Below are 14,931 nucleotides of genomic sequence, written 5' to 3'. Positions count from 1 at the left end.
TTTACTTAACTAATTTAAAATCATACTCTTTTGTGCCATCAAGCAAATTATTTACATTTTTAAAACCTTGTTTTGATAGTTTATCGGCTAAACTTGCACTTCTGTTTCCAGTGTAGCAATGTGTTACAATTTTTTTATTTTTATTTGCTTCTAATATATCTTTATAGTTTTCTAAAGACTCGCCATGTGGTATATTTATCGCTCCTTTAATATGACCTTTTTCAAAATCTTTTGCCTCTCTAACATCGATAATCAAGATATCGTCGTGATTAAGTTTTAAAAACTCCTGTGCTGCTATACTTCCAAATGTATAAAGATCATAATTATACTCTTTTACTCCATCGGCATTTGTTAAACTTTTAAAACCTTTATCTTTTAGTAAATCTACAGCTTTACCGCTTTGATTTCCAGTATTACAATAAAAAACTATATCTTTATTTTTATATGGTTCTAGCTCATCCATTCTTGATTCAAGTTCAGCAAAAGGGATATTTATAGCGTGTTTTAAGTGACCTGCATCGTACTCTTCTTTACTTCTAACATCAATGAGTAAAATTTTTTCTTTTTCTTTATTATCAGCTTGAATTTTAGATAAAGTTTCGCCATCCATCTTCTTGCTTGTATCAATAGAATCTCCACAACCAGCAATTACTAAAGCCGCAATGGCAACAAAAAATGTAAATCTTATATTCTTAAAAAATTTCATCCGAATTTCCTTAAATTTGTCTTATAACAACCTGTTATCTAAAGTGAAATTATACTTAAGTTTCTTTAAACTTATATTAAAGTTTTGTTTGATAAAATTAATCGTTTTAGATTTCAGGTTGAAATAAAACAAATTTTTTAAGGAAAAATATGTCACTTTTTAGTATAGCTTTTTGGGGATTTTTGTTCGTTTATGGTGGGATTTTATGGTTTTTAAGTCCTAAAGTTAAAAGCTTTGATGGATTTTTTAAAGCTAGTGATGAAAAAGGCAGAGAAGTTAATGTATGGCTTTTATCAACTAGTATTTTTATAAGTTGGATATTTGCAAAGTCAGTTACAAATGCTGCAAATTTAGGTGAAAAATACGGTATAGTTGGAGGCGTTGCTTACGCAGCTTACTGGCTTTGTATCCCTGTGGCTGGAATTATTTTGTATAGACTTAGAACTAAATATAATGCTACAGGATTAGTAAGTTTTTTAAATTCAAATTATGGCAAATTTGCAAGTTTTTGTTTTAGTATAGCGATTTTAATTAGATTATTTAATGAAGTTTGGTCAAATACTTCAGTTGTTGGTGGATACTATGGAGAAAGTGGAAGTATGAGTTTTATAATAGCAGCTTTGCTTTTTACATTTATCACTCTTATTTACTCATTAAAAGGTGGGCTTAGAGGTAGCGTTATAACAGATATTGTTCAAGCAGTTATTTTTGTTATAGGGGTTGGTTTTGTTTTAACTTTTGTATTGCCAAAATATTCAGTTGGCGAGATTGTTTCTACTGGGGAGTGGAGTTTGGTTGGCGGAGTCGATCTTCTTTTAGTGGCATTATTACAAATTTTTAGTTATCCATTTCACGATCCTGTTTTAACTGATAGAGGATTTTTATGCTCTCCAAAAAGAATGCTAATAAGTTTTATTATAGCTGGACTTACAGGCTTTATGGCTATTTTTATATTTAGCTTTATAGGTGTTTATGCAGGATTTGAAGGAATTAATGGCTCAAACATACCAGCAAGTGTGGCTGGAAGTATGGGCTTAGCAGCGTTATTTTTAATGAATATAGTTATGATAAGTGCAGCTGGATCAACTCTTGATAGCACATTTGCAAGTGTTTCAAAACTAATTGCACATGATTGGATTAAAATCATAAATCCAAATTTACTTTCAAAATCAGTTATAATTGGAATGATTTCTATGGTTATTATTGCAGTAGTTGGAAATTTTCCTATGTTTTTTGGAATAGATATCTTAAAAGCTACTACAATAAGTGGAACGATGGTTATAGGAATGGCACCGATATTTTTACTTCACGGAGTTGTAAAAATAAATAAACTAAGCTTTTATTTAAGCTTTTTCTTTGGGCTATTTTGTGGTTTTATAGAAGTTTTTGGGCTTTTTCCAAAAGCACTTTATATAGGCTCAGGCGATAGTGCTGGACTTTTAGGTGTAAATTTATATGGGCTTATTGGGTGTTTTATTTTATATTTTTTAGGAGCATATATTGCAAAACTGCGATCTTAGCTATAAGGTAGTTTTTGCTAAAAATCCAGAGCTTATAACTGATGAGCTCTGGATAGCTGGTGGAGTATATGGAAACATCTATGCTATTGAAAAATTAAATGAGATCGCAAATGATAAGGATATAGTTTATAATGGAGATTTACACTGGTTTGATGCTAATGAAAACTGTTTTTTTGAAGTTGAAAATTTAACTAAAAACTCAATTAAATTAAATGGAAATGTTGAACTTGAATTAGCTAGAAAAGATGATGAATTTGGGTGTGGATGTAATTATCCAGAGTGGGAAGAAGAAATAATTGTAAAAAATGCTGAAATTATACATCAAAGATTAAAAAATATTAAAGCTGATTTTTCAATATTTAATAAAAGAAAAACTACGCTTTTTGCTAATGTTTGTGGGCTTAATGTAGCTATAACTCACGGCGATGAAAAAACTTTAAATGGCTGGGGCTTTGATCATGAAGTTTTAGCTAAAGATGAGAGAATTTTAGAGATAAAAAACTGGTTTAGTAAAACTAAATTTGACGTTATTGCTACAACTCACACTTGTAAAGCAGTTGTAATGAATTTAGGTCAAAATGTATTTATAAATAATGGCTCAACTGGAATGCCAAATTTTAGTGAGTTTATAACAGGACTTGCAACTAGAATTTCTACTACAAAACACGATAAAGCTCTTTATAGAACTAAGTTAAAAGATGTTTATATAGAGCTAGTTATGATTAAATATAATAGAAAAAAATTTCTAAGTTATTTTGATGAGTTATGGGAAGAAGGCTCAGCCGCTGCTATTTCATATAAAGAGAGAATTTTAGGATATGGTTGTCCTCTTAGTTATAAAGATATAAATTTAGGTGGATTTGAAGAAGTCTTTTAAATACAGCTAAATTTAATAAATTCCAAAGTAATGTTTATAAAATTTATTTTTAATATATTTAAAAATTGTAAATTTATTAATTAATTATTTATTAATAAAATTGTAAAATACGAAAATTTTACACAAAAGGATTTACATGAAAACAGATCAAATAAAAATTGGGGGGGGGTACGACAAATTTAGTTAAATTCTCTCTCATCTCTTCACTCACGCTAACCTTTACATATGCTGGAGAAAATATAACTTATAGCGATAACAATCAAACAAATTTACTTAGAACAATAGATAGTATAGATAAATCCCTTGCCCCAAAAGATGGAAACAACAATGATAATAATATAACTATTAATGCCGACTCAAAAAAGAATCCAATAAGTGGTAACGTTTATGGTGCTTTTAACAATGACGGCAATGTATCAAATAATAAAATTGAATTTTTAAAAGGCAAGGTTGAATCAAATATTTACGGTGGTTATACTCAAAAAGGCAATGCTAAAAGAAATTCTATTAAAATAAATAATATTAAGGATGAAAACTTTAGTAGTAAAATTTATGGAGGTTATACGAAAAACAGTGGTGCTGCAAATAATAATAGTGTTATTATAAATAATTCTGGTCCTATAAATGAAATTTATGGTGGATATAATGAGGATATTTCTGCCTCAAACAATCAAGTATCTTTATCAAAATCAATAGCAAATAAAATATACGGCGGATATGCAAATGGTGATCCAGGAATTGCAACTGGAAATAAAATTATTATAGACAATAACAGCAAAATTGCTAATTCTGTTTATGGAGGGTGGGTTAGCAATGGAACTGCCACTAACAATACTGTCTCTATATCTGGTGATTCTAATATTTCACAAAATGTTTATGGTGGGTATATAAATTTTAAGGGTAATGCAAATAATAATAATGTTATCATAAAAAATTCAATTATTTTTGAAAATGTGTATGGTGGATATTCAAACAATGAAGGTAATGCACAAGGTAATAAAATTACCATAGTAGATTCTAAAATAATTACTAGTATTATTGGTGGATATACTAAAAATGGTAATGATGCTATAAATAATACAATAAACTTAGAAGGAAAAACTTTAACTGGAATTCTTTATGGTGGATATGGATTAAGTAGTCAAGGAGATAAAATTAGTGGCAACACCTTAAATATAAAAACTAAAAATGCAAGAGTAGGAAACTTGATAAATTTTGAAAAATATAATTTTTATATTCCAAAAGATTTTGATATAAAAACTGATAAAATGATAGAGATAGCAAACGGTGATGATACAAATGTAACTGGTGCTAAATTTGGTTTAGCTTTGCAAGAAGGAAATAATTTAAAAAATAAGGATGAAATAATACTTATACACAATACAAAAAAGAAGATAATATCTGATATTGAAATCAAAAAAGGAAAAATTGCAACGCTGATGGGCTACACCACGCCCGTAAAATTTAGAGTTGAAAATAAAGATGACAATAAAATAATAGCAATTTTGGATGAAATAGCTACTAAGCAAACTCTAGAAGAATCTCAAGCAGATGATGACAACATGAAAAATTCATCAACTAAAAACCAAAATCAACTACAAAATGAAATTTCATCAAACCCATCAATTCAAAATTTAGCCCAAACTCAAAAAGATTTAGAAACAACAATAGCAAGTGCTAGATTGATAATGAATGACTCAATAAATCAAATAGGATCTTCTATAGTAGATATCTCAAGAGATTTAAATCATCAAATAAACTCAAATATAAGTAAAAATTTATATGTAGCAAATAGCCATCAAGCAAGTGATGTTTTGTCGTCGATGTATTTTGCAGATGAACTTTTTATAACAGGATTTACCTCTATTGAAGGCTTTTATTCTAAGCATAATGCAAGTAAATCTAAGCTAAAAGGTTATAACATTGTAGTTGGAACTGCATTTAAAAAAGAAAATTTAATGCTTGGAGGATTTTTTGAACACAGCAAATCTAATTTTGACTCAAAAATAAACATTTTAAAAGCACAAGGTGATGCTTATATAGCGGGTGTTGGAGTATTGAGTAGATATGATATTAGCTTAAATTTATATATTGATGGATATGCAAGATTTGGTAAAGCTAATACAAAATACAACAACGATAATATATTAAACAACCACGTAAAATACGATCTAAAATCATCATATTATGGCTTAGGGTTGGGTCTTGGATATATAGCAAATTTAAAAGATATCACCATAGACACAAGACTTGGCTATAGTCATACAAAAATAGATGGCAAAAACGCGGATGGTTATATAAATAAAAATAAAGTTCCTCTTAGATTTGATGATGCAATATCTAAAAAAACAGAACTTGATTCTAAATTCATTTATAATTTAGATAAAATCAAGCCATATTTAAATCTAAATTTAGAATACGAGTTTGATAGGAGCACTACTGTCATACAGCCAACTAACAAATACAAAATAAAATCTAACGGACTTAGTGGCGGTGTTGGACTTGGATTAATTTATATTCCAACAAATAAATTTTTCCTAGAACTAGCAGCAAAACAAAAATTTGGAGATTTAAAACAAACAAATATAAAAACCTCTTTGGGATTTAAATTCTAAAATACCAGCTTAGGCTGGTAAATAGCTATTTAATTAAAAAATTTAATGAATATTGCGGTTTTTATAAATATCATCTAAAATCAATCATCAAAAAGATTTTTTTCATATTTTTTTAGATTTAACATATCTAAAATTTCTTTTTTATCGCCTAAAATAAGCATATACCTAAAATCATCTTTTATTTTTATATCACTTAGATTTTCATACTTCAAGTCGCTTTTTATGTCTAAATTTTTTGGAGATATGCTTATAATGCCATTTTTAAATTTATGCCTTAAAAATTCATTGGCTCTTAAAAATAACTCAATATCGCTTTCAATTATTAAAGCTCTAAAACTTTGTTGTTTTACATTATAAGCATTATCTATAAAAATTTCTTCAAAATGGTTAAAATCTTTTAAATCTTTTAATTTTATATCCAATCCATTTTGATCTAAAAATTCAAAAATAGAATAAATTTCTTTCAAAAAAATTTGAGGAAATTTAATAGAATAGAATTTCTCTTTAAAACTAAAATTTAAGTAAAAAATAGAACTATCAAAATCTGGATAAATTTCAGGATTTATGAGTAAATTTTCATAAGATATGTTAATTTGATTTAGCATATATATATTTTTAGATATAAAAATGGTATTATTTTTAGAATTATATATATCTAAAAATGCATTTTTAAGATCATCATCTAAAATTTTTAACCTACTATCTAATTTTAAAATCCTAAAAATATCAAATTCTAGTTGATTTATCTTTATAAATTTAATATCTTTTAAAGTTGATATAAATTTTATCAACTTTAAAATACTTTGCTTTAAATTTTCAACACAAATATAAGCAATCTCATCATTTACAATCTCAATACTGCCTTCAAAAATCACAGCATAAGCACCATTTTGTATCGCTAAGCCAATCTCGCTTTTATCAAAAGTTATAAAAGCACTAGCTTGTTTTATATTTTGTGCATCAAAAGAAAAATCAACTACACTACTAATACAAGGCTGATTTAAAAGCTTTGCATTTAAAATTCTAACTAAAGTTTGGATTTTCATCCAACAATTGCTCCATTTTTCACGCCATTCATAACGCTAAGCAAGGTTAAAGACCCATCCTCAGCACTCAAAATCATACCCTCACTTAAATGCCCAAAAATCTTAGCTGGTTTTAAATTTACCAACACGCAAATTTGCTTACCAATTAAATCATTAGGATTATAGTATTTTGCAATACCTGATATGATTTGTCTAGGCTTTTCTTCCCCTAAATCTACTTTAAATTTAAGAAGTTTGCTACTTCCTTCTACATTTTCACACTCTAGAATTTCGCCAACTTTTATAATTATATTTTTAAAATCATCTATACTTATATTATTTGTAATTTTCTCTTCTTTTATATTTGTTGCTACTGGATTTGACATAAGTGGTTCTTCAATTTTTTTAAATAATAATTCACAATCACTTGCCTTAAAGTCAATAATCTTACCATTTTGCACTAAATTTTCATAACTTTTCTCATCTATATTAAAATTTAGTGCGTTTGCGATTTTTTGAGCTGTTTTGGGCATAACTGGACTAAGTAAAATAGTAGCTCTTGCAAGTAAATTTGTAACCATCGCAACAAGAGCTAAAGCCTTATCTTCTTGATTGTTTTTTATCAAATTCCAAGGCTCGTATTTTGCTATACTAAAATTTGCTAAATTTAAAATTTTCCAGATTTCTTCCAAATAGCGATTTGTGGCCATTTCATCAATAACATCTAAAGCATTTTTGATCAATACCTTGCTTTCATTCATCTCATCGCTAAAAAATTTCATCACATTTTTAGATTCAATCTCATAATTTGAATACTTTTTACTCATTCCAATTATTCTATTTAACAAATTCCCTAAATCATCACTCAAATCACCATTGATTCTACTTATTAAAGCTCTTTGAGAAAAATCTCCATCTTGACCAAAAGAGACCTCTCTAAGCAAAAAATATCTAAATTCTTCCAATCCATAAGTATTGGCTACTTCTTTTGGATCAATTACATTTCCAAGACTCTTGCTCATTTTTTTTCCATCTCTAGTCCACCAGCCGTGTGCTGCAATATTCTTAGGCAATGAAAGATCCAAACTCATCAAAAAAGCAGGCCAATAAATTGCGTGAAATCTCAAAATATCTTTACCAACCAAATGTATGGTATTTTCCCAATAAGCCATATTTTCTTCATCTCTCAATAGTCCTAAAGTGGATGGATAAATAAGCAATGCATCTAACCAAACATACATAATATGCTTTGTTTCATTTAAACTTTTAGGAAGTTTTATCCCCCAATCAAAACCAGTTCTTGTGATAGATAGATCTTTTAATCCACTTTTTACAAAATTGATAACTTCATTTTTTTTACTTTTTGGTAAAATGCAATTGTCATCACTTTCATACCATTTCAAAAGCTTATCTTGATATCTTGATAGCTTAAAAAAGTAACTCTCTTCTTTTAAAATTCTAGTCGGCTTCCCACAATCAGGACAAAATTCACCATCAACCAACTGAGTTTCAGGAAAAAAGCTTTCACAACTTACACAATAATTCCCCTCATACTCTCCCTTATAAATATCGCCTTTAGCATACATTATCTCAAAAGCTTTTTGGACTGTTTTTATATGCTCATCGCTTGTAGTTCTACTATAAGCATCATAGCTAATATCAAACTCATCCCATAAATTTCTAAATTTATCACTTACCTCATCTGCATATTTTTTAGGCGAGTATCCACGAGATTTTGCAGCTTCTTCTATCTTTTGACCATGCTCATCAGTGCCTGTCATAAAAAATACATCATATCCTTGAAGTCTATAAAGCCTAGCCAAGCAATCAGCTATTATAGTCGTGTAAGCATGCCCTATATGTGGTACATCATTTACATAATAAATCGGTGTAGTTATAAATTTTTTTTCTTTCATAGTTCTTCCTTTATTAAAATTCAAATCCGCCTTTTTTGCCTTTACTCATACTCTCATAAACTGCTTTTACATAATCATTTCTAGTCTCACAATCTATAAATTTTTCACAATTCAAGCAAGATTGTTGAGATAAATTTTCTTGACAATCCTTTAGTCTAAAAAGCATTTCATCGAGTTTTAAATCAAATTTATCTTTAATTTGATTCATTTATTTCCCCTAGATAAAACTTACGAACCTTTTGGATCTCAAATTTAGAACCAAAAAAACAAGGGCTTGTTTGATGTATGGAGCTTATCTCTAAATTAAACAAAGTATCTAAAAATCCATCACTTGTAAAACCTCCAGCTTTTTCAAAAATATAAGCAAATGGTAAAATTTCAAAAACAACCCTAAGCTTGCCATTTGGTGCGTTAGTTGTGGATGGATAGCTAAATAATCCACCACCTTTTAATAAAATTTGATGCAAATCAGCAACCATTGCTCCACTATATCTAAGGCGGTATTTTTCATTAAATAAATTTTGTATTAAGCTTTTATGTGTATCACTCCATTCCCATTGCGAGCCACCAGTTGCATTGATTTTGCCTTTTTGAGTAAGTTTTAGCTCTTTTATTTTTATAAATTCACTATTTTCATCCAATCTAAAAAGATACGGTTTATCTAAACAAAACACCATTTCAAGGCGAGGTCCATAAACAAAATACAAAGATGCTACCAAATTTTTAGGTGAAATTTTACTATCGTATATACCAAAAATAGATCCAACGCTAAAATTTACATCAACCAAACTAGAACCATCCAAAGGATCGTAAGCTACGATAAACTTTGCATTTTCGTTTAAATTTAAAATCTCATCCTTTTCTTCGCTTATTAAAGCTTTTATATTATCTAATTTACTCAATTTTTTACTAATAATTTCATCACTTAAAACATCTAATTTTAACTGAGTATCTCCTGTTTTGTTTATGGTATTTGAGTATCCAAAATCACAATATTTCAACATCTGACTAATCTCTTTTGCACACTCTTTTATAGCGTTTAATATATTATCCATCATCAACCCTTTAAACTTTTTTTGCATTTTTCAAAATCCACCCGCACACGCCCAAATAATCATTTACATCAAAATGTTTTAAATTCCCATCAAAATTTAATCCATTAGTTGCAACTGCATTTGATACACTCAAATATCTTTCATCAATCTCATCTCTAAAAACAGAAATTCTAGGAAGAGGTAGGGTTTTAAGCCCCTCAACTATCAAAATATCAAACTCACCCAACATTGTTATAATTTCACCCAAATTCTTGTTTTTTTTACAAAAATATGTAGTTTTAGTTGGACTTGCCACTACAACATCAGCACCAATTTGACTAAATTTATAGCTATCTTTTCCCTTCACATCAAATCTAGCTTTATCACTCGGATCGTGCTTTATAATAACAACCTTTAAGCCATCTTCTATAAATTTCTTAGCCACTTTTAATATAAGAGTTGTTTTGCCTGAGTTAGATGGTCCAGAAAATGCAACAGCTAATCTTTTCATTAAATTTTCCTTTTAAATTTGTAATTATATCTTTTTTAAACTGCAAAAATAATAAATTTTTAAAATTTAATTTAAATTTGAATAAATTAACTGTATAATACCAAAAAGTAAAGGTAAAATATGAAAAAAAATTTATCGATTCTAGCAATAGTGGCTTTATTTTTTGGTTGTACAAATAAAACTAAAACTCACCAACCGCTACAAAATGAACTATTAGCATACACTTATAAATTTGAAAAAATTCAAAACAATCAACGATATTTAGCCATAGCAACTTATCTAAATCCAATCCTAAAAGATCAAAATCAAAACGAAATTTTTATACTATCTTCATATCCAAAAGAAGAGGAAATTTTAATCAACTCTATAAAAGTTAATGGCGATTCTAATGTAGACGTTTCAAAACTAAAAAATGATGATGAAATTTTAAATTTTATAAACATAAAACTTCCTTGGAGCAATCATTATAAAATAACAGCTCCACAAAAAAATAGTGATTATTTAGAAATCACCTATAAAACGAATCTCTCAACTCTGGCGAAATTAAAGTTTCAAAAAGTTTCAAAATCGATGCATTGGAGTCCGAAGATAAAATTTGAGAGTAAATAACATAATTAGCTAGCACGTGTTTGCCGTATTGCCTGCTCTCATCATATGTAATTAACTCTAATGATAAAAATGGCTCGTATTTACCATCATTAAATAAATGCCCTTTTTTTAATAACTTGCTTATAAAATTTATCCCTCCATTGTAAGCATATGCAACAAGAATTGGATGATGGAGGTATTTTTGAAGCCAATCAATATGTATATTTGCCATCCTATAAGCAACCACTGGATCAAACATATCATCTTGATCAAAATCTTTCAATCCCTCTTTTTTTGCCCAATCATTTGCTACAAAAGGCATAAATTGCATCATTCCAAGAGCATAAGATGTAGATATTGCACTTTGGATAAATCTGCTTTCTTGTCTTGCTATAGCTAAGATTAAAGCCATTTTATCTACATCATCTGTTCCTATATGCTCCATAAATGGTGTAGGAAAAAAATTATCTTTATATCCTGAAATTATATTAGAAATATAAATGAACTCACCAAGAGTGGATTTTGTATAAAATTTATTAGCCATTTTTTTCAAAGTATTTTCATCTGCATTTTTGACTTTATTTTTAAATTTAACCCAAGCAAATGGATCTTGTGGATTATAAGATTTTACTGAATTTTTAGTCGGCTTTGGCACAAAAATTTCAACTTGATTAAAACCAGTCTTCTCTTTAGCATATAAAGAATATATATTTATACTCCCATTTTGTGCTAAATTTTTTAAAATTTTCTCATCTTTTGTAATCAAATACTGCCAAAACATAGCCTGATCCCTATCAATTTTTGATTTAGATGTTAAAAAAGCTTGATTGAAAAATTTTAAAGCTTTTATATCTTCATTAAATTTAATAGCATTAATTCCTAAATAAAAAGCACCTTGTGAGCTAAATTTAGAAGCATTTATATCAATAAGAGATCTCTTTAAATTTGGATATTTATCTAAAATAACAATATTTTTAATAAAATCATTAAAATAACTATCATCGCCTAAATTTGAAGCAAAATCGCTACTTAAAGCAAAATCAAACTTAGAATTTTGTGAGTTTTTATCTAAAGATCTATAGTATAAAAAGAAATTTTTCACATCCTTTGTTTGTGCAAAATACATAGCTGGATTTTCTTGATTAAAGCCTTTTAATAAATTTACGATATCTCTATTTTTAAATTCTAAAATCAATTTCTGTCTATCTTCTAAAGAGATTGATTTGATAAATTTAGGATACATTTTAGAGATTTTACAACTCAAATTAGCATCAACTATATTTTTAGCATCAACCCCTTTGCAAATATCAAACGATGGCTCTTTTATGATTTGATCTAATTTTTGTTTTAATTTACCACTATTTCTAAAAACGTCTTTTTTTAATGTCTCAACCTCATCTAGATTATATTTCGTTTCAGTGATAAGTCTATAAATATAGTAATCTTTTGCTAAAGATTTTGGTTCATTTTTTATCTCATCAAAACTCTTCACTTCGGCATTTAAAAGGCTAAAAAAAGTACAACCAAAAATTAAAATTTTAAAAAGAAAGTGCATATCTACTAAGTATCTCCACAAAAAATTTATCTATAAATTGTAAAACTAAAATCACTATCAAAGGAGCAAAATCAAGACCACCAAAAGAGGTTGGAATTTTTCTTCTTATAAGATCATAAACTGGCTCAGTTAGCCTATAAACTACTTGGACTAATTTATTGTATGGATCTGGATTTGCAAAACTAAGCACAGCTGCTATTATGATAACAAAAATATATACTGATATTACTAAGTGCAAAATATATGCTAATGCTGATAAAAATGTGCTAAAAATCATATACTAACTATCTCCTTTAAATAAGTTTTTATTAGTGGATAAAGCTCGCAAAGCTCTGGACCGTGAGTTGTATTTGTGAGTAAAATTCTCAAACTCATAAAAAACATCTTACCTTTTAAATTTGAATTTTTCATCAATGTAGATTTAAAATCATCAAAATCTGCAAAATTTTGCATTTTTAAAATTTCATTCCTTAAAATTTCAACGCTCTTTTTAAACTCATCAGGGATATTTTTTTTGCCAAAAATGGCTAAAATTTTAGCCTTAATTTCTGGTATCAAACTTGCTTCTTGCGTATAAAATTTAATTAAATCACTAAATTTTTCATCAATATCAAAAATTTCACTAAGTCTTTGACTATCTGCTAGGCGAATATGTTCTCTATTTATTTGATTTAACTTATCTATATCAAATTTAGCTGGGCTTTTAGAAATATTTTTTATATCAAACCATTTAATCGCTTCTTTTATTGTAAAAATTTCAACCGGTGCTTTATTTCCGAGTAAAACTAAATAATTTAAAATCGCTTCAGGCAAATAACCAATATCAAGTAAATTTTTAACAGATGAGTCTTTCTCTCTTTTGCTCATTTTTTTACCATCTTTATTTAATATAATAGGTAAATGTGCATATTTAATGCTCTTTTCATAACCCAAACACTCTCTTATCCAATCTTGTTTTGGAGTATTACTCACGTGATCTTCACCCCTAACTACAAAACTTATATCCATAAGCATATCATCAATAGCACAAGCAAAATTATAAGTTGGAGTTTTATCACTTCTCATTATCACAAAACTATCTACATCATCTAAATCAAAATTTAAATCTCCTTTTATAACATCTGTAAATTTCATCGTGTGATTTGGCTTTTTCATCCTAACTACAAATTCTCTAGTCTCATTTAAAACCTCTAAATCACTAAGTTTTTCGCAAGTTCCATCATACCTATAAGCTCTATTTTGCTCTTTTGCTAGATCTTTTTTTGCACTTAAATCATCTTGAGTACAAAAGCAACAAAATGCCTTTTTATCTATCAAAAGCTTATTTGCAAATTCTCTATGAAATTTTAAATTCTTGCTTTGATAATAAAGAGCATCCCATTTTATGCCAAATTTAGTTAAAATCTCTTGAATTTCGCTATCAGTTCCAGATATATTTCTATCTTGATCCGTATCTTCTATCCTTAATATAAATTTTTTGCCACTCTGTTTAGCAAGTATATAGTTAAAAATAGCAGCCCTTAAATTTCCTATGTGCATATCACCTGTTGGAGATGGTGCAAAACGATACATTCTTATCCTTTTTAAAAATTTTCACTAATTATACATTTAGTTGGCTAAAAAAAAGCAAAATTAAGAAGAAATTTGATAAAATTGCCCTCACATTTAGGAGTTTGTGTGAGTTTCATAAAAGAATTTAAAAAATTTGCTATGCGTGGAAATGTTATAGATATGGCAGTTGGAGTCGTGATAGGTACGGCTTAAAAGATAAAAAATAAATTTATAGAGGTATTAAATGAGAAAAATTATTTCAAAATGTTTTGGATTGGTTGCGGATATTAAATTTCCAAATTTTATGCAAAATTTCATAAATCAAAAATATATTAATTTTTTTAAAATCGATATGAGTGAATTTGATGATTTTAAAAACTACAAAAGTTTAAATGCACTTTTTACAAGAGAGCTAAAAATTCCTAGAAATTTATCAAAAAGTGAGTTTATAAGCCCAAGTGATGGGGTTGTTTTTGAATGTGGTAAAAGTAGTGAATTTAAAGCTTTTAGTATAAAAGATAGAATTTATGATTTAAATGAACTATTAGATTGTAAATTAGAAAACGAGCAAAACTACCTAAATATCTACCTCTCGCCAAAAGATTATCATCACTATCACTCGCCTTGTGATTTAGAAATTTTAAGTGCTAAATACATCCCTGCAAAGCTCTATAGTGTGGCAAAAAAGCCTCTTTTAAAAATTCAAAATCTATATGCAAAAAATGAAAGAGTTATCCTAAAAACTAAATTAAAAAATGATAAAATTTTGTGGATTGTGTTTGTTGGTGCTTTAAATGTAGGAAAGATGAAATTTGATTTTGATGAAAACATACAAAAAAATTGCACTAAAATCACAACCTACAACTATCAAAATTTAAATTTCAAAAAAGGCGATCATTTAGGAAATTTCGAGCTTGGCTCTACTATAGTTTTATTGAGTGATGGTGTAAAATTTAACACCTCTAGCAACAAAACTCTGAAATTTGGTGATGATTTAGGTGAAATTTTAATTTAAATTAATTTTTGTAAAACT

The 14,931-nt window shown here is 27.9% G+C and carries 14 protein-coding genes and 1 pseudogene; 6 read left to right on the top strand and 9 right to left on the bottom strand.

The features are described 5' to 3' along the window. Position 1: 1 nt before the first annotated feature. Positions 2-706, bottom strand: a complete 705-nt coding sequence (locus F1B92_RS02345; RefSeq protein WP_154570306.1) for a rhodanese-like domain-containing protein — start codon at positions 704-706, stop codon at positions 2-4. Between the two features lie 149 nt (positions 707-855). Here F1B92_RS02345 and F1B92_RS02340 point away from each other — a divergent pair, with 149 nt between their 5' ends. From F1B92_RS02340 to F1B92_RS02330, 3 genes are all read left to right on the top strand, one after another. Then, positions 856-2,226 carry a sodium:solute symporter family transporter gene (locus F1B92_RS02340; protein ID WP_154570305.1) on the top strand — a complete coding sequence of 457 codons (1,371 nt, stop codon included), beginning with the start codon at positions 856-858 and terminating at the stop codon, positions 2,224-2,226. Next, positions 2,207-3,103 carry a calcineurin phosphoesterase gene (locus F1B92_RS02335; protein WP_154570304.1) on the top strand — a complete coding sequence of 299 codons (897 nt, stop codon included), beginning with the start codon at positions 2,207-2,209 and terminating at the stop codon, positions 3,101-3,103. Before F1B92_RS02340 ends, F1B92_RS02335 begins: the two co-directional genes overlap by 20 nt. 158 nt (positions 3,104-3,261) lie before the next feature. Then, positions 3,262-5,718, top strand: coding sequence for an autotransporter outer membrane beta-barrel domain-containing protein (locus F1B92_RS02330; protein WP_154570303.1), 2,457 nt, complete (start codon positions 3,262-3,264; stop codon positions 5,716-5,718). An 80-nt stretch (positions 5,719-5,798) separates the two neighbouring features. On the opposite strand, the gene F1B92_RS02325 is transcribed toward F1B92_RS02330, so the two are convergent. Genes F1B92_RS02325 through mobB form a run of 5 tightly spaced genes read right to left on the bottom strand, consistent with a single transcriptional unit; the run spans position 5,799 to position 10,204 of the window. Next, entirely contained in the window at positions 5,799-6,764 is a 966-nt protein-coding gene (locus tag F1B92_RS02325) for a hypothetical protein (RefSeq protein WP_154570302.1), read from the bottom strand. Continuing rightward, complete coding sequence (gene metG / locus F1B92_RS02320; RefSeq protein WP_154570301.1) at positions 6,761-8,659, bottom strand: methionine--tRNA ligase; 1,899 nt, start codon at positions 8,657-8,659, stop codon at positions 6,761-6,763. The genes F1B92_RS02325 and metG overlap by 4 nt, the downstream gene beginning before the upstream one ends. 13 nt (positions 8,660-8,672) lie before the next feature. Further along, entirely contained in the window at positions 8,673-8,867 is a 195-nt protein-coding gene (locus F1B92_RS02315; protein ID WP_154570300.1) for a hypothetical protein, read from the bottom strand. Further along, the gene (locus F1B92_RS02310) at positions 8,854-9,714 is read right to left on the bottom strand and encodes a class 1 fructose-bisphosphatase (RefSeq protein ID WP_154570299.1); all 861 of its coding nucleotides are present in this window, start codon (positions 9,712-9,714) and stop codon (positions 8,854-8,856) included. Before F1B92_RS02310 ends, F1B92_RS02315 begins: the two co-directional genes overlap by 14 nt. Positions 9,715-9,724: 10 nt before the next feature. Beyond that, positions 9,725-10,204, bottom strand: a complete 480-nt coding sequence (gene mobB, locus F1B92_RS02305) for a molybdopterin-guanine dinucleotide biosynthesis protein B (protein WP_154570298.1) — start codon at positions 10,202-10,204, stop codon at positions 9,725-9,727. 120 nt (positions 10,205-10,324) lie between these two features. Here mobB and F1B92_RS02300 point away from each other — a divergent pair, with 120 nt between their 5' ends. Next, the gene (locus F1B92_RS02300) at positions 10,325-10,813 is read left to right on the top strand and encodes a hypothetical protein (RefSeq protein ID WP_154570297.1); all 489 of its coding nucleotides are present in this window, start codon (positions 10,325-10,327) and stop codon (positions 10,811-10,813) included. Here the strand turns inward: F1B92_RS02300 and F1B92_RS02295 are convergent. Genes F1B92_RS02295 through gltX form a run of 3 tightly spaced genes read right to left on the bottom strand, consistent with a single transcriptional unit; the run spans position 10,713 to position 13,919 of the window. Beyond that, positions 10,713-12,347 (bottom strand): lytic transglycosylase domain-containing protein, encoded by a 1,635-nt coding sequence (locus F1B92_RS02295; protein ID WP_154570296.1) that lies wholly within the window; start codon positions 12,345-12,347, stop codon positions 10,713-10,715. The genes F1B92_RS02300 and F1B92_RS02295 overlap by 101 nt on opposite strands. Further along, positions 12,331-12,624, bottom strand: coding sequence for a YggT family protein (locus tag F1B92_RS02290; protein WP_154570295.1), 294 nt, complete (start codon positions 12,622-12,624; stop codon positions 12,331-12,333). Before F1B92_RS02290 ends, F1B92_RS02295 begins: the two co-directional genes overlap by 17 nt. Next, on the bottom strand, positions 12,621-13,919 hold the full coding sequence (gene gltX, locus F1B92_RS02285; RefSeq protein ID WP_154570294.1) for a glutamate--tRNA ligase: 1,299 nt from the start codon (positions 13,917-13,919) through the stop codon (positions 12,621-12,623). The genes F1B92_RS02290 and gltX overlap by 4 nt, the downstream gene beginning before the upstream one ends. A gap of 105 nt (positions 13,920-14,024) precedes the next feature. Here gltX and F1B92_RS02280 point away from each other — a divergent pair. Next, positions 14,025-14,108 (top strand): annotated as a pseudogene (locus tag F1B92_RS02280) (MscL family protein); the annotation flags it as partial. Between the two features lie 34 nt (positions 14,109-14,142). Further along, positions 14,143-14,913, top strand: coding sequence for a phosphatidylserine decarboxylase (locus F1B92_RS02275; protein WP_154570293.1), 771 nt, complete (start codon positions 14,143-14,145; stop codon positions 14,911-14,913). Positions 14,914-14,931: the final 18 nt, after the last annotated feature.

It is taken from the genome of Campylobacter portucalensis (assembly GCF_009690845.1).
GTDB lineage: Bacteria > Campylobacterota > Campylobacteria > Campylobacterales > Campylobacteraceae > Campylobacter_B > Campylobacter_B portucalensis.
Note: the sequence above shows the minus strand (reverse complement) of the source record. Positions and strands in the feature narration are given on the sequence as shown.

Bases quoted from the DNA above. Each gene is read 5' to 3' on its own strand.
- F1B92_RS02345 (WP_154570306.1), bottom strand. From the start codon at position 706: ATGAAATTTTTTAAGAATATAAGATTTACATTTTTTGTTGCCATTGCG.
- F1B92_RS02340 (WP_154570305.1), top strand. From the start codon at position 856: ATGTCACTTTTTAGTATAGCTTTTTGGGGATTTTTGTTCGTTTATGGT.
- F1B92_RS02325 (WP_154570302.1), bottom strand. From the start codon at position 6,764: ATGAAAATCCAAACTTTAGTTAGAATTTTAAATGCAAAGCTTTTAAAT.
- metG (WP_154570301.1), bottom strand. From the start codon at position 8,659: ATGAAAGAAAAAAAATTTATAACTACACCGATTTATTATGTAAATGAT.
- F1B92_RS02315 (WP_154570300.1), bottom strand. From the start codon at position 8,867: ATGAATCAAATTAAAGATAAATTTGATTTAAAACTCGATGAAATGCTT.
- F1B92_RS02310 (WP_154570299.1), bottom strand. From the start codon at position 9,714: ATGGATAATATATTAAACGCTATAAAAGAGTGTGCAAAAGAGATTAGT.
- mobB (WP_154570298.1), bottom strand. From the start codon at position 10,204: ATGAAAAGATTAGCTGTTGCATTTTCTGGACCATCTAACTCAGGCAAA.
- F1B92_RS02300 (WP_154570297.1), top strand. From the start codon at position 10,325: ATGAAAAAAAATTTATCGATTCTAGCAATAGTGGCTTTATTTTTTGGT.
- F1B92_RS02295 (WP_154570296.1), bottom strand. From the start codon at position 12,347: ATGCACTTTCTTTTTAAAATTTTAATTTTTGGTTGTACTTTTTTTAGC.
- F1B92_RS02290 (WP_154570295.1), bottom strand. From the start codon at position 12,624: ATGATTTTTAGCACATTTTTATCAGCATTAGCATATATTTTGCACTTA.
- gltX (WP_154570294.1), bottom strand. From the start codon at position 13,919: ATGTATCGTTTTGCACCATCTCCAACAGGTGATATGCACATAGGAAAT.
- F1B92_RS02275 (WP_154570293.1), top strand. From the start codon at position 14,143: ATGAGAAAAATTATTTCAAAATGTTTTGGATTGGTTGCGGATATTAAA.